The following is a 16888-nucleotide window of genomic DNA, read 5'->3' as shown; positions in this document are numbered from 1 at the left end:
CGATTTTCTTCTTGTTTCTTCTTGCCGGGTTCCCGGACGTGCCGTGCCGGTCAGCCCCGCCCGGCTCCGGCGTCGGGCGCGGCGTCGGGCGCGGCGTCGGGTGCGGTGACCTCGGCGAGGCGGCGGGCCAGGTAGCGGCGGTCGGCATCGCCCGGGGCCAGGGCGTGGGCGGCGCGGTAAGCGACGGCGGCCTCGGCGCGGCGTCCCAGGCGGCGCAGCAGGTCGGCGCGGGTGGCCGGCAGCAGGTGGTAGCCGTCCAGGGCGCCTTCCCGCTCCAGCCGTTCGACCAGCTCGAGGCCGGCGCGGGGGCCGCGGGCCATGCCGACGGCGACGGCGCGGTTGAGCGCGACGACGGGGGTGGGGGCGAGGCGGGCGAGGACGTCGTAGAGCGCGGCGATCTGCGGCCAGTCGGTGGAGGCGGCGTCGGGGGCGGTGGCGTGGCAGGCGGCGATGGCGGCCTGCACCAGGTAGGGCCCGGCGGGGCGCCCGGCGGCGCGGGCGTCGAGGAGCGCGGCGTCCAGGATCCGCGTTCCCTCCCCGATCCCGGCGGCGTCCCAGCGGGCGCGGTCCTGGTGCTCGAGCGTGACGAGGGTGCCGGTGGCGTCGACGCGGGCGGCGGCGCGCGCGTCGTGCAGCAGCATCAGGGCCAGCAGGCCCCGCGGTTCGGGCTCAGCGGGCATCAGCGAGGCCAGCACGCGCGCCAGCCGGATCGCCTCGGCGCTCAGCCGACGCCGCTCGGGCCCGTTCCCCGCACCGTCGTCCCCGGCGGTGTACCCCTCGTTGAACAGCAGGTACAGCACGGCGAGGACGGCGCCGAGGCGGCGGGGCAGCAGGTGCGGCGGCGGAACGCGGTAGGGGACGCGGGCGGCGCGGATCTTGCGTTTGGCGCGGGTGAGGCGCTTGGACATCGCGGGCTCGGAGACCAGGAACGCGCGCGCGATCTCGGCGGTGGTGAGCCCGGCGAGGGTGCGCAGGGTGAGCGCGACGCGGGCGTCGGGCGCGAGCGCGGGATGGCAGCAGGTGAACATCAGCCGCAGCCGGTCGTCCCCGAACCCGTCCTCGTGGGGGGTGCCGTCGGCGGGCGGGGCGGGGGCGGTGAGGGCGGCCCGGCGGAGGCGGTCGGCGCCGGCGGCGTCGCGGCGGAGCCGGTCCACGGCGCGGTTGCGGGCGGTGGTGGTGAGCCAGGCGCCGGGGCGGTCGGGGACGCCGTCGCGGGGCCAGCGGCGCAGGGCGGCGGTGAAGGCGTCCTGCGCGCAGTCCTCGGCGAGGTCCCAGTCGCCGGTCATGCGGATCAGGGTGGCGACGATCTGTCCCCATTCAGTGCGGAACGCCGCGGCGGCCGCCGCGTTCGCATCCGCGCCGGCGGCCGGTTCGGCGGGTGGCGGGCCGGGTTGCGGGGCAGGGCGGGTCACGGTTCGTGGACGGGGCGGATCTCGATCTGGCCGAGCCGGGCCCAGGGGTGCCGGGCGGCGATCTCGACGGCCTCGTCCAGGTCGGCGCACTCGATGAGGCTGAACCCGCCGACCTGGTCCTTGGTCTCGGCGAACGGCCCGTCGGTGAGCAGCACCTCGCCGTCGCGGACCTTCACGGTGGTGGCGGTGTCGGCGGGGGCGAGCCCGGCGCCGCCGTACACCACGCCGCGCCGGGTCATCTCCTCCGACCAGCCGCCGCAGCCGGTGGCGGCGGCCTCCTCCGGATCGGTCCCGGCGGTCTCGTCGCTGCAGATCATCAGCACGTAGCGCACAGGGCCTCCCGCGGTCGCCGGACGAGATCGCTCTCCCGGGCAGGATGCCAGATCGCGGGGTGCCGCGCAGCGGTGTGCGGCCTGGTCTCGGGCTCTGCGGGTGGCCGAAGTGACCAGCGCCCTCCACATACCTCCTGGTGGGGCGTTAATGCAGGTCAAACAGGGTGGCGTAACAGTGGCGTAACCTCGCTGCGGCATCCTGGACGAGGCGGGCCGTCCACGCTGGACGGGTGCGCCGGCCATCCGGACCGAGGGAGGGGCATGGGCGGGACGCCGCGGGCGGGGCGGGGCGAGTGGGTGTCGTCGCGGCCGCGGGCCGAGCGGGCGCGGCAGGCCGCCGACGTGCTGCGCCAGCAGATCACCGGCGGCGCGTTCCCCGGCGGGACGCTCCCGGGCGAGCGGGAGCTGGGCGAGCGGCTCGGCGCGTCCCGCAACGCCGTCCGCGAGGCGCTGGCGCTGCTGCGGGCGGAGGGCCTGATCACGCGGCGGCGCGGGGTGGGCACCACGGTGGTGGCGGCCAAGCACGGGCACGGGCTGGACCGGCTGGCGGGGCTGGCGGAGGCGCTCACCGGGCACGGCACGGTCACCAACGAGGTCCGCGAGATCGGCCGGGTCCCGGTGCCGCCGCCGGCGGTGGCGGCACGGCTCGCGCTGCCGCCCGGCGCGGGCGCGGTGCGCGTGGAGCGGCTGCGGCGGCTGGAGGGCGAGCCGCTGTCGCTGGACACCACCTACCTTCCCGGCGACATCGGCGAGGGCCTGCTGCGGCGCCCGGATCTCGGCCGGGAGCTGGCCGACCGGGACCTGTTCGGGCTGATCGAGGAGGTCGCCGGGCAGCGGCTGGGCCGGGCGGAGGTGCAGGTGCACGCGGTGGCGGCCGCGCCGGCGACGGCGGCGCTGCTGGGCGTCCCGGCGGGCGCGGCGATCTTCGCGATCGACCGGCTCGCGCATCTGGCCGACGGGCGTCCGGTCGACAGCGAGGCGGTGCACATCCGCGCGGACCGCCTGACGCTGCGCGCCACCCTGTACCGCGCGCCGGGTCCGCCCGGCGCCTGACCGCGCCCGCGGCGGCGCGGATCCGGGCCCGGGCGGACGCGGTGTCCCGCCTCGGTGCCGTCGTGGTGCCGGTCGTGGTGTCCGTTGCGAGCGAGAGGAGGGGCCGTGGGCGGTCTCGGAGTGCCCGTGCTGGTGGGGCTGGTGCTGTTCGGGCTGTTCGCGGGGGTCGGCATCACGGCGGTCGGGCCGGGCGGGGTGCTGGTGACGGTCGGGCTGTTCGCGCTCACGGGGTTGCCGCCGGCGCAGGTGGCGGGCACGGCGATCGTCACGCACGTGGCGACCGGTGCGCTGGCGACGGCCGCCTACACCCGGTCGGGGCAGCTGCGCGAGCGCGGCACGCGGCGGGCGGCGGCGGTGCTGGCGGCCGCCGCGGTCGCGGGGACCCCGCTGGGCGTGCTGGTCAACAGCGTGGTGTCGGGGCGGGTGTTCGGGATCCTGCTGGGGACGTTCGTGGCGCTGGTGGGGGCGCTGGTGTGGCACCGGACGGGCCGTCCCGCCGCCGCGTCCGGCCGTGCCCCCGCAGGTGAGGACGCGCGGGGCCCGGGGGCGCCTGTGGTCGCGGTGGTCGGGTTCGCGGTGGCGGTGGCGAGCGGGGTGTTCGGGATCGGCGGTCCGATGCTGAGCGTGCCGCTGCTGGTGGTGCTGGGCGTGCCGGTGCTGTCGGCGCTGGCGGCGGCGCAGGCGCAGTCGGTGGTGATCGCGACCGTGGGGACGCTCGGGTACGTGGCGGCGGGGGCGGTGGACTGGCCGCTGGCGGCGCTGACCGGGGTGCCGGAGCTGGCGGGTGTGCTGCTGGGCTGGGTGATCGCGCGGGCGGTCCCGGCGGGCGCGCTGACCGGTTCGCTGGTGGTCAGCCTGTTCGCCCTGGCGCCCTACCTGGCCCTGCACGGCTGACCCGGCCGCCGGGTGCCGGGACGTCCGTCCGGAGCCGCGGGGCAGGGGCGGGGGCGGGGCGTCGGGCGGGCGTCAGCCGCCGAGGCTGTCGAGGGCGGTGTCGAGGCGCTGGGCGAGGCGTTCGAGCTGCTCGTCGTTGGCGCCGGTGTCGAGTTCGGCGATGACGGCGTCCCGGGTGGTGAGCACCAGGGCGTCGTCGGCCTCGCCGCGTCCGGCGGGAGTGGACGGGACGACGGCGGCGTGCCCGCCGACGACGACGAGCGCGGCGTCGCGGTCGGTGGAGGCCAGCAGTTCGTGCAGGTGGGCGGGTGTGATCGTCGGCATCGGGTGACCTCCTGTGGGTGTTCGGCGTCCGGGGTCAGGGTTTCCGGCCGACGCCGGTGGCGATCTCGCGGGCGCGGGCGGGGCCACCGGTGCCGGGAGCAAGGGGCGGGGTGTCGCGTCCGGCGCCGGTGCGCAGGCCCTCCAGGAACGCGGCCATCGCGTCGCGGGCGGTGTGGCGGGGCGTCCAGCCGAGCTCGGCGCGGGCGCGCGCGGTGTCCATGATCGGCACTTGCAGGGCCAGGTCGAACAGGCCGGGCGAGGCGGGGACCAGGTGCAGGTTCCAGGCGGCGGCCAGGGCGGCGCGCACGCCGCGGGCGGGCAGCCGGACGGTGCGGGCGTCGAGCAGGCCGGCCAGGACGTCGGGGTCGATGACGGGTTCGGCGGCGATGTTGAAGGCGCCGCGGGCGTCGCCGAGCGCGGCGAGCGCGAACGCCTGCCCGGCGTCGGCGGAGTGCAGCGCCTGGAAGCGCAGGCCGGGCAGGTCGGGGACGACCGGGACGCGGCCGGGGCGGGCGAGGCGGCCGGGCAGCAGCGGCCCGGCGAACAGGCGGCGCTGCTGGGCGGCGCTCTGGCGTTCGAACACGAACCCGGGGCGGATCCGCACGACGCGGGTCTGCGGGCGGCGTGCCTCGAAGGCGTCCAGGAGGCGTTCGACGTAGGCCTTCTCGCGGCTGTAGGCGGCGCCGGGCCAGCCGTGGGTGGGCCAGGACTCGTCGACGGCGCGGTCCTTGGGGCCGGGGGAGTAGGCGCCGACGGAGGAGGCCACCACCAGGGCGGGCACGCCGGCGTCGGCGACGGCGTCCAGGACGCGGGTGGTGCCGACGACGTTGGAGTCCCAGGTGACGGCGGGCCGGTGGGTGGGCTGGAACAGCCAGGCGAGGTGGACCACGGCGTCGGCGCCGCGCAGCAGCGGGACCAGGTCGGTGTCGGTGACGTCGGCCTCGGCCCATTCGATGCCTTCGTCGCGGGCGGCCCGCGCGCCGGGGCCGCGGCGCGACAGGCCGAGGACGGAGGTGGCGCGGGGATCGGCGGTGAGCGCTTCGACGGTGCTGGTGCCGATGTTGCCGGTGGCGCCGGTGACGACGACCCGCATGGTGTTCCCCCTCAGTCGTCCCTGCAGGTGGACGGCCCCATTCCCGCCATGCGCCGGTCTACACGCGCGGCGCCGCGCGCCTGCGGGGCCGGGCGCCGTCACGCGGTCAGGCGTTTGTGCCGGGGGTGGTGCGGCGGGCGCGGAACGCGGCGGCCTTGGCGCGGTTGCCGCACTGGCGCATGTCGCACCAGCGGCGGGTGCGGCGGCGGGAGGTGTCCAGGTAGAGGCGGGTGCAGGGGTCGGCCTGGCATTCCTTGAGGACGCCGCGGCCCGCGTCGACGCCGTCGCCCGTGCCGGTGGCCGCGGTGGAGCCGGCGGGTGCGGCCGCGGCGGCGAGCAGGTCGACGGCGGCGCGGGCGGCGGCGGCCAGGACGGCGGTGGTGTCGCCGTCGCGGTGCACGGTGCCGTCGGCGGCGAGGCGGGGGACGGGCGGCGCGGCGGCGGCGCGGCGGTTGATCAGGTCGCGGTCGTCGTCGGCGGGGGAGCGGCCGTGCAGGACGGCGGTGGCGGCGCGGTAGACGGCCTCGCGGAGCTCGACGGCGGCGGCGAGGTCGGCGGCGCTCACCGGGGGCGGGTCGGTGACGAGCCCGGCGGCGACGGCCCAGTGGGCGAGCCGGTCGGGGGCGGTGAGCAGGTCGCGGCGGTCGTCGCGGCGGTGCTGGACGGTCCCGGCGAGATCGAGGGCGAGGTCGCCGGAGTGGAAGGTGAACTCCATCGCCCCATGGTAACCGGCTTGACAGGTTACGGACGGCGGCCGGAGGATGAATAACCGTCATGACCGGTTACTTATGGAGGTGCTTCATGGTCCAGCGCACCCCGGCCGCGCCGTCTGCGGAGACGACGTCCCCCAAGGCGACGCGGGGAAGGGCGGTGCGGGGGGAGCGGACCGGCACCCGGACCGGTGGCGAGGGCAGGGGAGTGGCGGGCGCGGCGATGCCGGCGGTGTTCGTCCTGCTGTGGAGCAGCGCGTTCATCGCCGGCGCGATCGGGGTGGACGCCGCCCCTCCGCTGCTGCTGATCTTCGCGCGGTTCGCCGCCGCCGGGATCCTGCTGGCCGGCTACGCGGTCGCCGTCCGGGCGCCGTGGCCGCGGGGCCGCGCCCTGGCGCACCTGGCGGTGTCCGGGCTGCTGATCCAGGCCGTCCAGTTCGGCGCCCTCTACAGCGCCATGGCGATGGGGCTGCCCGCCGGGGTCGTCGCGCTCGTCCAGGGCCTGAACCCGGTCGTGATCGCGCTGCTGGCGGCGCGGGTCCTGGGGGAGCGGGTCACCGGCCGCCAGTGGGCCGGGTTCGGGCTCGGCGCCGCCGGTGTCGTGCTGGCCGTCGCCGACCGCATCGCGTTCTCCCCCCTCGGCGTGGTCCTCTGCCTGGTCGGGCTCCTCGGCCTCAGCCTCGGCACCCTCTACCAGAAGCGCCATGTCACCGACATGGACGTGCGGACCGGCACCGCGGTGCAGTTCCTGGTCGCCGCGCCGCCGCTGGGCGCGCTGTCGCTGCTGACCGAGACGCCCGCCGTCGCGCACTGGGGCGCGTTCGGCGCCTCCCTCGCCTGGATGGTCGCGGTGAACTCCATCGGGGTGTTCCTGCTGCTGAACACCATGCTGCGCCGTTCCCCGGCCTCGACCGTCGCCGCGCTGTTCTTCCTGACCCCGTCCGTCACCGCGGTGCTGGCGTGGGCGACGATCGGGCAGGCCCTGCACCCGCTCACCGTCGCCGGACTGGTCCTCGGCGGCGCCGGCGTCCTGCTCGCCGGCCGCCGCTGACACCGCACCGCGCCGGGTCCATGACCGACTGGCCCGGCCCGGCTCGGGGCGGCGGGCCCGCCGGTCAGGCGGGGGACGGGTCGGGGCCGTCCGGGCGGCAGTGCAGGCACGGCCGGTACCCGGCGGCCCGCGCGGCGGCCAGGTCCCGGAACCCGCGCCGGTGCGAGGGCGCGATCCGGCGGGCGTCGGCGCAGGTCGGGAAGCACACGATCCCCGTGGTGTCGCTGCCGACCAGCCGCACCCCGCGCCGCGCCATGTCGGTGACCTCGTCCACGTCGACGTCCTCGGCGCGCAGCAGCCGCTCCTTGGCCGCCGCCCCGAACACGTACTCGCCCAGCGACCCGTCCGACCGGGTCACCCGATGGCAGGGGATCAGCAGCGGCACCGGGTTGCGGCCCAGCGCCGACCCGACCGCCCGCACCGCCTTCGGACGGCCCGCGCGCCGCGCCACCCACGCGTACGGGCGGGTCTGCCCGCGCGGGATCGTCGCCGCGGCCCGCAGCACCGCCGCCTCGAATCCGCTGAGCCCGCGCAGGTCCAGCGCCAGGCCGCCGAGCCGCCCCGTCCGCAGCGCCGGGACCAGCCCGGCGGGCGGCGCGTCGGCGGGCAGCAGCGGCCGCGCGAACCGCTCCCGGAACGACGCGGTGAACTCCTGCTCGTCCAGCCCGGCCCGCACGTACGCCACACCGCGGTCGGTGAACGCCACCCGCAGGTGCTCCAGCGGCCCGTCCACCTCGACGCGGCGCGCGGCGATCCGGTCCAGCAGCGCGGGCGGCGCGTCGGCGGCGAGCCCCGCCAGGCCCTCCAGCAGCGCGTCGGACGCGGGATCGATGCCGTTCATCGGGCACCCCCTTCTTCCTGATCCTGGTGCAGGCGGCGCAGGCGCGCCAGGCCGCGGGAGACGTGCGACTTCACGGTGCCCTCCGGCACTCCCATCACCTCCGCGATCTCCGCGACCGGGAGGTCGGTGACGTGCCGCAGCACCACCGCGGCGCGCTGCGCGTCCGGCAGGGCCGCCAGCAGGTCCGCCAGCTCCCGCCCGGTCTCGTGCCGCGCCGCCGCGTCCTCCACGCCCTCGGCGGGGTCGGGCGGGTCCGGCGCGTCCTCCAGCGGCCCCGGCGGCGGCTTGCGCGCCGCCGTCCGCAGGCCGTTGCGCCACACGTTCGTCAGGATCGTCAGCAGCCACGCCCGGGGCCGCAGGTCCGCGATCCGCTCCGGCCCGTACCCGCACAGCGCCCGGTAGGCGCGCAGGAACGCCTCGGCGGACAGGTCCTCGGCCTCCGCCCACCGGCCGCACAGCCGCAGCGCGGTGGAGAACACCGGCCCCCGGTACGCCTCGTACAGCACGGCGAACCCGCCGTCCAGGTCGCCGGACAGCGCGGCGACGACCCGCGCGCCCGCGGCGTCGCCCCCGCTCTCGGCGGACGCCCCGGCGGGCCGGATCGAAACCTCGTCGGTAACCGTCACATCCCTTTCAACACCGCCGCCGCCCGGCCCGTTGCACTCCCGCACCAGGCCCGGGGCCGGGTCAGGGGAGCGGCCGGGAAGCGGCCGGGAAGCGGCCGGGGAAGGTCAGCCGAGCCAGCCGGGACGGATCATCCCCGACTCGTAGGCCAGCACCACCAGCTGCGCCCGGTCCCGCGCCCCCAGCTTGGACAGGATACGGCTGACGTGCGTCTTCGCGGTCGCCGGCGACAGCACCAGCCGCTCGGCGATCTCCTCGTTCGACAGGCCCTGCGCGACGAGCTCCAGCACCTCCCGCTCCCGCGCCGTCAGCGCGTCCAGCTCCACCGACGGCGGCGGCGCGGTGATCCGGGACGCGAACTCGGCGATCAGCCGCCGCGTCACCGCCGGCGCCAGCAGCGCGTCACCGCGCGCCACCACCCGCACGCCGTGGATCAGCTCCGGCGGCTCGGTGTCCTTCACCAGGAACCCGCTGGCCCCCGCCTTGATCGCGCCGTACACGTAGTCGTCCAGGTCGAACGTCGTCAGGATCACCACCCGGACGTCCGCCAGGGCGGGGTCGGTGACGATCCGCCGGGTCGCCTCCAGCCCGTCCAGCACCGGCATCCGCACGTCCATCAGCACCACGTCCGGGCGCAGCTCGCGCGCCAGCCGCACCGCCCGCTCGCCGTCCCCCGCCTCGGCGACGATCTCGATGTCGTCCTCGCCCTCCAGGATCGAGCGGAACCCGGCCCGCACGAGCGTCTGGTCGTCGGCCAGCGCCACCCGGATCACGTGTCCTCCCGCATCGCCCGCCCGGCCTTCCCGTCCGCCACCTGTTCTCCCGCTCCCTCGTCGTGCCCCCGGCGACCGGCCGGGGCGTCCAGCGGCAGCCGCGCCCGCACCCGGAACCCGCCGCCGGGGCCCGGGCCCGCGGTCAGCTCGCCGCCGACCGCCACGGCCCGCTCCCGCATGCCGCGCAGCCCGTTGCCGCCCTTCGGCACGCCCGCCGGCCCGTCCTTCTGCCCGTCCGCCGCGGCGGTGCCGCCGGCCGGGCCCGCCCCATCATCGTCGATCCGCACGATCACCGCGTCCGCGGTGCACCGCACCTCCACCGTCACCGTCTCCGCGCCCGCGTGCCGGACGACGTTGGTCAGCGCCTCCTGCACGATCCGGTACCCGGCCAGCCCGACCGGCGCCGGCACGGCCGCCAGCCGCCCACCGCCCTCGCCGTCGAAGGTGCCGTCGGTGGCGGCGAGGTCGCCGGCCCGACGCACCCGCAACCCCGCGGCCGCCGTGCGCTCCAGCAGCTCACCGACCCGCGCCAGCGACGGCACCGGCTCCACCGGCCCCGCCCCGCCGCCGGGCTCGTCGACCTGCCGCAGCACCCCCAGCACCCCGCGCAGCTCCCGCAGCGTCTGCCGGCTCGCCGCCTTGATCGCATCGAGCGCCGCGTACGCCCGCGCCGGATCGTCGCGCCGGTGCAGCGCCGCCGCCGCCTGCACGTTGATCAGCGAGATCTGGTGCGCCAGCACGTCGTGCAGCTCCCGCGCGATCCGCAGCCGCTCCTGCGCCGCCCGCCGCAGCGCCTCCTCCTCCCGGCCGCGCTCGGCCGCGGCGGCGCGCCGCTCGGCCTCCTCGACCCGGATCCGACGCCCCCGCACGTACTGCCCGATCCCGACCGTCACCAGCAGCGCCAGCGACAGCGACGCCACGCCCCGCGCGTCGGCCACCGCGTCCGGGTCGCCGCCGTCCCCGCCCCGCACCGCCGAGGTGGTCAGGAACCCCGCGTTCACCACGATCACCGCGCCCAGCGGCACCGCGAGCCGGCACTGCACCGCGGCGTTGAACAGCGCCACCAGGAACACGAACGCGATCGGCCCGTCCGGATACCCCAGCGGGTAGTACAGCGGCGGCACCACGGTCGCCACCACCAGCAGCACCACCGGATGCCGGCGCCGCCACACCAGCGCCAGCGTCGTCACCGCGATCAGCGCCAGCCCGCCCGGCCACAGCGGACGGTCCCCGGGCTTGGCCGCGACCGCGCTCATCACCACCGTGACCACCAGCGCGGCCACCGCCGGCACCACCTCGCCGGCCCGGCCGCGACCCCACCAGCGGCCCCACTCCTCCCGGGACTGCGGGGGCCACGGCCGCGACGGCGGGCTCGGCGGAGCGGGCCGCCTGGGACGCCCGGGACGCGGCGAGGGCACGGTCACCCGCCCACCGTAGCGGCCCCTGACTTTCGGCAGTATCACCGCAGATCACCGGCTTGTACCGTGGGCCGGGTGAACGACCCGGCCACCACCGTCCCGCGGCGCCCGGGGGAGCGGGACACGGCCGCCCCCGCGCCCGCGCCCGCCCGCCCGAGCGGCGCCCGCGTCTCCCATGCCGCAGGCGCCGCGCTGCGCGCGGCCCGCGCGGAGACCCGCGCCGCCCTCCACCGGCCCCGCAGATCCCTGCTGGTCAAGGACATCGCGCTGTGGGCGGTCCTGGCCCTGCCCGCCGGGTTCGACCTGGTCTCACCGCTCCAGCCGACCGCACCGTCCTGGTGGCTGCGGATCGCCGCGCTCGGCGTCCTGGCCGCCGCCGTCGCGATCTCCCGGACCCGCCCGACCGCCGCGCTGCTCACCGCCATCGCGCTGATCGCCGTGCACGGCAACTTCGTCTTCGCGATGCCCGTCATGTCCTACCTGACCGGGCTGCGGACGCCCCGCGCCCGCCCGGTGCTGTGGGGATTCACCGCCGTGTTCGCCGCCGGCACCCTCATCAACATCGCCCGCGGCATCGACGTCACCACCTGGTTCCCGCTGACGCTGTGGCTGGTGCTGCTCGGCGTCCTGCCCTGGCTCGTCGGCCGCTACTGGCAGCAGTACCAGGAACTCCTGCACGCCGGCTGGGAACGCGCCGACCGCCTCGAACGCGAGCAGCGCATCACCGCCGAACGCGAACGCCTGCGCGAACGCGCCCGCATCGCCCAGGACATGCACGACTCCCTCGGCCACGAACTCGCCCTCATCGCCGTCCGCGCCGGCGCCCTGCAAGTCGCGCCCGGCCTCGACGACCGCCACCGCGCCGCCGCCGCCGAACTGCGCGCCGGCGCCGCCGACGCCACCGAGCACCTCCGCGAGATCATCGGGGTCCTCCGCGACGACACCGCCCGACGCGCCGCGGCGGGGGAGACCACCGCCCCGGCCGCGCCGGACGCCGCCGCCAGGCCCGTCCACGAAAGCGTCCACGACCTCGTCGAACGCGCCCGCGCCTCCGGCGTCCCCGTCCGCCTGGACACCACCGCCGGCCCCGCCCCCGGCCCGCTCCCGCCGATGATCGCGCTCGCCGCGCACCGGATCGTGCAGGAGGCCATCACCAACGCCGCCAAACACGCCCCCGGCGCCCCGATCACCGTCACCCTCACCCGCCGCGCCCCCGCCACCGGCGACGGCCCGGACGCGCCCGCGATCACCGTCACCGTCGCCAACGACGCCCCGCCCGGCGGCCCCGCCCTGCTCCCGCCCGGCGGCGGCCACGGCCTCACCGGCCTCGCCGAACGCGCCCGCCTCGCCGGCGGCACCCTGCACGCCGCACCCGCGCCCGGCGGCGGCTTCACCGTCCGCGCCGTCCTGCCCGAGACACCGCCGCCCGGCCCCCGCCCCCTGGACGCCCCCGACGGCCCCTCCGAATCCGCACGCCACCTGGAACGCGAACGCCGCCAGGTCCGCCGCGGCCTCATCACCGCCATCGCCGTCCCCGCCGCCCTCATCGCCGCGCTCGGCGCCGTCATGCTCGGCTACTACGCCTACGCCACCCTCAACTCCGTCCTGCCGCCCGCCGACTACGCCGCCCTGCGCGTCGGCGACACCCGCGACCACGTCGAGCCGCTGCTCCCGCCCGTCCAGGCCACCGAGGCCGGCACCGTCCGCGCCCGCGTCCCCGAACCGCCCGGCGCCCGCTGCCGCTACTACCGCCCCACCGCCGACCTGCTCGGCACCGGCCACCTCTACCGCCTGTGCTTCAGCGGCGGCCGCCTCACCGCCAAGAACACCTACAGCACCGCCGACCCCGCCACGAAAGGCCCCGAGTGATCCGCGTCCTGCTCGCCGACGACGAGACCATGATCCGCGCGGGAGTCCGCGCCATCCTGTCCGCCGACCCCGGCATCGACGTCGTCGCCGAGGCCGGCGACGGCCGCGAAGCCGTCGACCTCGCCCTCGCCCACCACCCCGACGTCGCCCTCCTCGACATCCGCATGCCCCGCATGGACGGCCTCACCGCCGCCGACGAACTGCGCCGCGCCGCCCCCGCCACCGCCGTCGCCATCCTCACCACCTTCGGCGAGGACGACTACATCGCCCGCGCCCTCAGCGGCGGCGCCAGCGGCTTCCTGCTCAAGTCCGGCGACCCCCACGAGCTCATCGCCGGCGTCCGCGCCGTCGCCGCCGGCGCCGCGTTCCTGTCGCCCAAGGTCGCCCACCGCGTCATCACCGAGCTGTCCGGCGGGCGCATGGCCGCCGGCGCCGCCGCCCGCCGCCGCACCGAGGGCCTCACCCCCCGCGAACGCCAGGTCCTCGCCCTGCTCGGCGCCGGCCTGGCCAACGCCGAGATCGCCGACCGCCTCCACGTCGTCGAAGGCACCGTCAAGGCTTACGTCAGCGCCATCCTCACCCGCCTGGACGTCAAGAACCGCGTCCAGGCCGCCGTCCTCGCCCACGAAGCCGGACTCGTCCACGACCCCACCACTGACACTCGCACTCCCTGACACCCGCGCACCTTGAGCGCGACCCCGGGGGGCCGCCGCGCCGACCACGGCGCGACGGCCCCCGAGCCCGCCCACGGGCGTGTCAGGCGTCCCGACGCCGCAGCACCACCACACCGCCCCACAACGCCGCCACCGCCCACGCCGCCAGGATCGCCGCACCGGCCCCCGCCGGATACGGGCCGTCCCCGTTCATGAAATGCCGCCCCGCACCGCTCGGCAACGCGTCCGCCGCGCGCCGCCCCACGCTCGAACCGGCGTTCTCCAGCAGCATCGGCAGCACCAGCAGGAACAGGAACGCCGTCGTCAACGTCCCCGCCGTGCTCCGCAGCATCGCCCCCAGCCCCAGCACCAGCAGGCACACCAGCGCCAGATACACCCCCGACTGCAGCGCGTCGTCGACGAACACCACCGCCCGCAGCCGCCCCCACTCGCGCAGCACCGGACCGGCGACCGCCGTCCCCGCCACGCCCAGCACCACCCCGGCCGGCAGCATCACCGCCGCCAGCACCACCGCCTTCGCCACCAGCATCCGCCCCCGCCGCGGCACCCACTGCAACGTCGACCGGATGCTCCCCGTCGCGTACTCACCGGTGATCACCAGGATCGCCACCGCCACCACCACGAACTGGACCATGTCCAGCGACGCGATCGCGACCCCGCTCACCGACACCACCCCCTGATCGTCCGACGCCACCTCGTTGGTGTTGTTCGACACCGTCGACGACGCCAGGATCAGGCACATCAGCCCCATCAGCACGACCGCGGCCGCAAGGCCCCACCACGTCGAGCGCACCGACCACAGCTTCGTCCACTCCGCCGCGACCGCCCCCCGCAGCCCGCCGCCGGCCCGCTCCGCGCCACCGGACCTCGCCCGCACCGTCGCCGCCATCACGCCTCCACCCCGGCCGCCGCACCCGCGCCGTACTCCACGCTCGTCCCCGTCAACTCCATGTACGCCTCCTCCAGCGACGCCTTCTCCTCGCTCAGCTCCAGCACCGGAACCCCCGCCTCGAACGCCAGCCACCCGACCCGATCCACCGGCAACCCCGTCACCACCAGCTCCTCCGCCGACACCCGCACCACCTCGACACCCCGCCGCCCGGCATCCCCGGACGCGGCACCCCCACGCGGGGCGGCCTCGGGGTGAGCGGCCCCGGGGTGAGCGGCCCCGCGCGGGACGGCCTCCGCCTCCACCCGCGCCGCCAGCTCCGCCGCCCGCGGACTGCGCACCCGCACCGCGTTCCGCGAACTCGCCGCGATCACCTCCGCCACCGGCGCGTCCGCGATCAACCGGCCCCGCCCGATCACCACCAGCCGGTCCGCCGTCAGCTGCATCTCGCTCATCAGATGCGACGACACGAACACCGTCCGGCCCTCCGCCGCCAGCGACCGCATCAACCGCCGCACCCACAGCACCCCGTCCGGATCCAGCCCGTTCACCGGCTCGTCGAACAGCAGCACCCCCGGATCGCCCAGCAGCGCACCCGCGATCCCGAGCCGCTGCCCCATCCCCAGCGAGAACGCCCCCGCCCGCTTCCCGGCCACCCCCTCCAGACCGACCAGAGCGAGCACCTCCTCCACCCGCCCCGCCGCGATCCCGTTGCTGCGCGCCATCGCCAGCAGATGCCGCCGCGCCGACCGCCCCGGATGCACCGCCTTCGCCTCCAGCAACGCCCCCACCTCGCGCAGCGGATGCCGGAACTCCGCATACCACCGCCCGCCCACCAGCGCCGCACCCGCACTCGGACGATCCAGCCCCACGATCATCCGCATCGTCGTCGACTTCCCCGCCCCGTTCGGCCCGAGGAACCCCGTCACCTTCCCGGCCGCCACCTCCAGCGACAGCCCGTCCACCGCCGTCCTGTCCCCGTACCGCTTCGTCAGACCACGCAACGCGATCATCACACCGTCCCTCCGGCCCCGACATCTCGACAACGCCAGAACCTAGGCGGCGGGGGAGCGGCCCCACAGTGCCCGAACGCCACCCCCCGACCCCCACTTTCGGCAGGGAACCCGCCCCCCCGACGAACGGAACGGGCCGCCCCGGTGCCACCACCGGAACGGCCCGCCACACCCGCAGAGCGCTACGAACCCCGCCGATGATGCCGCCCCACCGCACCACCCGGCCCGCCGACGCCCCGCACGCCGCCCATCACGTCCGGCATCGTCACCGCCGCATCGTCCATCCGCGTCACACCCGCGGCACCTGCCGGCACCGGCTCCTGCGCCAGCCCCGCGCCACCGAACCCCGCACCCGCCGGCGCGGCCACCGGACGCGCCCCCAGCAGCACCGCCGCCACCGGGAACCCCCGCAGGAAATCCACCAGCGGCTCGGCAGCCCGCACCAGCACCAGCGCCACCACCGGAGCCACCACCACACCCACACAGAACCCCGCCGCCACGTCATGCGGGTAATGCACACCCACGAACACCCGCGAGAACGCCATCAGCACCGCCAACGGCAGCACCAGCGGCGCCAGCGCCCGCCACACCACCACCAGCGCCGCCGCCGAGGCCGCCGCGATCGTCGCGTGATTGCTCGGGAACGACCAGTCCCCGGGCGCCGGACACGACGCGATGTGCACCGCCCCCGACACCGCCCGGCACGGCCGCTCCTCCTGCAGGAAGTCCTTCGACACCTCGCTCACCAGATACGCCGCCACCATCGCGAACGGCGCCGACAACGCCAGCCCCATCGCCCGCGCGTCCAGGCCCCGCGCCCGCCACCAGCCCGCCACGAACAGCACCGCGAACAACAGAAGCCCCGCGTTCGTCCCCACGTCCGCCACCGAATGCACCCACGACGGCGTACCCCACGCCCACTCGGTGACGTCCCGGTACAGATGCACGCTGAAATCTGGCGCCTGCATGCTCTCCCTCACGATCGAGACGGCCGCCCGACACCCCATGGGACACCGGACGGACCGTCGAAGTTCACCCCACGTTCACCGTCCCGTAGAGCTTGGCACGTCCCGACGATCACCCGCTCCACAAACGCCGCGCATCACCCAGAAGTCGACCCCGCACCCCCACCGAAGACAGCCCTACCGCCCCTCCGCACGGACGACCCCGCCGCCACCGGCCCCCACCGCGGCACCACCGACCCCCACGCCGCCACCACCATCGCCGCGCCGCGCCCGCGACCGGCGCCGCCGCACGAAACGCACCCCCTCCACCACACCCGTCACCGACAACGCCAACCCCAGCCCCACCGCCACACCCCTCACCGGATCGTCCTCGAACGCCGCACCGCCCACATAACCCAGCAGCCCGCCGTACAACCCCCACGACACCGCCGCCACCCCCGCGAACACCGAGAACCGCCGCAACGGGAACCCCAACGCACCCATCGACACCGTCACCGCCGTCCGCCCACCCGGCACGTACCGCGCCACCACCAGCACCAACCCGCCACGCTCCGCCAACGCACCCCGCGCCCGCACCAGCGCCCCGTACCGCCGCGTCCCCGGCCGCGCCCGCCGCAGCAACCGCCCGCCCGGCCCCCGCCCCAGCAGGAACGCCACATGATCACCGGCGAACGCGCCCGCCGCCGCCGACACCACCACCAGCGCCAGATCCGGCGACCCCGACGCCGCATACACCCCGCCCGCGATCACCATGCTCTCGCTCGGCACCACGGGGAAGAAGCCGTCCAGCAGCGCCACCGCGAACAGCACCAGGCAGAACCACGGCGACGACACCGCCGCACCCACCACATCCAAGATCGAATCCATGCCCCCGACGCTAGGAACCGCACCACCGCCCCCACATCCCCCGAAAGCCCGCCACCACCCCCGACCTCCGACAGGGGGTCACACCA

Annotated in this window: 18 protein-coding genes; 5 read left to right on the top strand and 13 right to left on the bottom strand. The window is 76.7% G+C overall.

Annotated elements, in window-relative coordinates; all coding sequences use genetic code 11:
• Positions 1–50 precede the first annotated feature (50 nt).
• A complete protein-coding gene (locus ABT299_RS41385) occupies positions 51–1412 on the bottom strand; it encodes an RNA polymerase sigma factor (protein WP_500254096.1) in 1362 nt (453 codons plus the stop codon).
• Entirely contained in the window at positions 1409–1744 is a 336-nt protein-coding gene (locus ABT299_RS41380) for a YciI family protein (protein WP_387018793.1), read from the bottom strand. The genes ABT299_RS41385 and ABT299_RS41380 overlap by 4 nt, the downstream gene beginning before the upstream one ends.
• A 261-nt stretch (positions 1745–2005) precedes the next feature.
• Here ABT299_RS41380 and ABT299_RS41375 point away from each other — a divergent pair, with 261 nt between their 5' ends.
• Together ABT299_RS41375 and ABT299_RS41370 are read left to right on the top strand one after the other, a co-directional pair.
• Positions 2006–2797 (top strand): GntR family transcriptional regulator, encoded by a 792-nt coding sequence (locus tag ABT299_RS41375; RefSeq protein ID WP_190856714.1) that lies wholly within the window; start codon positions 2006–2008, stop codon positions 2795–2797.
• A gap of 105 nt (positions 2798–2902) precedes the next feature.
• On the top strand, positions 2903–3691 hold the full coding sequence (locus tag ABT299_RS41370) for a sulfite exporter TauE/SafE family protein (RefSeq protein ID WP_500254095.1): 789 nt from the start codon (positions 2903–2905) through the stop codon (positions 3689–3691).
• Positions 3692–3763: 72 nt separating this feature from the next.
• Here ABT299_RS41370 and ABT299_RS41365 read toward each other — a convergent pair whose 3' ends face one another.
• From ABT299_RS41365 to ABT299_RS41355, 3 genes are all read right to left on the bottom strand, one after another.
• The gene (locus ABT299_RS41365) at positions 3764–4015 is read right to left on the bottom strand and encodes a hypothetical protein (protein ID WP_190856712.1); all 252 of its coding nucleotides are present in this window, start codon (positions 4013–4015) and stop codon (positions 3764–3766) included.
• A 34-nt stretch (positions 4016–4049) separates the two neighbouring features.
• Entirely contained in the window at positions 4050–5108 is a 1059-nt protein-coding gene (locus tag ABT299_RS41360; RefSeq protein ID WP_387018802.1) for an NAD-dependent epimerase/dehydratase family protein, read from the bottom strand.
• Positions 5109–5214: 106 nt separating this feature from the next.
• On the bottom strand, positions 5215–5823 hold the full coding sequence (locus ABT299_RS41355) for a CGNR zinc finger domain-containing protein (protein WP_500254094.1): 609 nt from the start codon (positions 5821–5823) through the stop codon (positions 5215–5217).
• An 86-nt stretch (positions 5824–5909) separates the two neighbouring features.
• Between ABT299_RS41355 and ABT299_RS41350 the strand changes: the two genes are divergently transcribed.
• Positions 5910–6869, top strand: coding sequence for a DMT family transporter (locus ABT299_RS41350; protein ID WP_500254093.1), 960 nt, complete (start codon positions 5910–5912; stop codon positions 6867–6869).
• A gap of 64 nt (positions 6870–6933) precedes the next feature.
• On the opposite strand, the gene ABT299_RS41345 is transcribed toward ABT299_RS41350, so the two are convergent.
• From ABT299_RS41345 to ABT299_RS41330, 4 genes are all read right to left on the bottom strand, one after another.
• Positions 6934–7710: a methylated-DNA--[protein]-cysteine S-methyltransferase gene (locus ABT299_RS41345; RefSeq protein WP_190856709.1), complete on the bottom strand. Its 777-nt coding sequence runs from the start codon at positions 7708–7710 to the stop codon at positions 6934–6936.
• Positions 7707–8336: an RNA polymerase sigma factor gene (locus ABT299_RS41340; protein ID WP_387018812.1), complete on the bottom strand. Its 630-nt coding sequence runs from the start codon at positions 8334–8336 to the stop codon at positions 7707–7709. Before ABT299_RS41340 ends, ABT299_RS41345 begins: the two co-directional genes overlap by 4 nt.
• Positions 8337–8441: 105 nt before the next feature.
• On the bottom strand, positions 8442–9107 hold the full coding sequence (locus tag ABT299_RS41335) for a response regulator (protein ID WP_387018815.1): 666 nt from the start codon (positions 9105–9107) through the stop codon (positions 8442–8444).
• On the bottom strand, positions 9104–10531 hold the full coding sequence (locus ABT299_RS41330; protein WP_500254092.1) for a sensor histidine kinase: 1428 nt from the start codon (positions 10529–10531) through the stop codon (positions 9104–9106). The genes ABT299_RS41335 and ABT299_RS41330 overlap by 4 nt, the downstream gene beginning before the upstream one ends.
• 69 nt (positions 10532–10600) lie before the next feature.
• Here ABT299_RS41330 and ABT299_RS41325 point away from each other — a divergent pair, with 69 nt between their 5' ends.
• Positions 10601–12394: a sensor histidine kinase gene (locus tag ABT299_RS41325; RefSeq protein WP_500254091.1), complete on the top strand. Its 1794-nt coding sequence runs from the start codon at positions 10601–10603 to the stop codon at positions 12392–12394.
• Positions 12391–13068, top strand: a complete 678-nt coding sequence (locus tag ABT299_RS41320; protein WP_500254090.1) for a response regulator — start codon at positions 12391–12393, stop codon at positions 13066–13068. The genes ABT299_RS41325 and ABT299_RS41320 overlap by 4 nt, the downstream gene beginning before the upstream one ends.
• Positions 13069–13150: 82 nt before the next feature.
• Here ABT299_RS41320 and ABT299_RS41315 read toward each other — a convergent pair whose 3' ends face one another.
• The 4 genes from ABT299_RS41315 to ABT299_RS41300 form a co-directional block, all read right to left on the bottom strand.
• Positions 13151–13957 carry an ABC transporter permease gene (locus tag ABT299_RS41315; RefSeq protein WP_500254089.1) on the bottom strand — a complete coding sequence of 269 codons (807 nt, stop codon included), beginning with the start codon at positions 13955–13957 and terminating at the stop codon, positions 13151–13153.
• Positions 13957–14970 carry an ABC transporter ATP-binding protein gene (locus tag ABT299_RS41310; RefSeq protein WP_500254088.1) on the bottom strand — a complete coding sequence of 338 codons (1014 nt, stop codon included), beginning with the start codon at positions 14968–14970 and terminating at the stop codon, positions 13957–13959. The genes ABT299_RS41315 and ABT299_RS41310 overlap by 1 nt, the downstream gene beginning before the upstream one ends.
• Positions 14971–15152: 182 nt before the next feature.
• Positions 15153–15950 carry a phosphatase PAP2 family protein gene (locus ABT299_RS41305; RefSeq protein ID WP_500254087.1) on the bottom strand — a complete coding sequence of 266 codons (798 nt, stop codon included), beginning with the start codon at positions 15948–15950 and terminating at the stop codon, positions 15153–15155.
• 162 nt (positions 15951–16112) lie between these two features.
• On the bottom strand, positions 16113–16802 hold the full coding sequence (locus ABT299_RS41300) for a DedA family protein (RefSeq protein WP_500254086.1): 690 nt from the start codon (positions 16800–16802) through the stop codon (positions 16113–16115).
• Positions 16803–16888: the final 86 nt, after the last annotated feature.

This window comes from Spirillospora sp. NPDC000708 (genome assembly GCF_040299565.1).
Taxonomy (GTDB): Bacteria; Actinomycetota; Actinomycetes; order Streptosporangiales; family Streptosporangiaceae; genus Spirillospora.
Note: the sequence above shows the minus strand (reverse complement) of the source record. Positions and strands in the feature narration are given on the sequence as shown.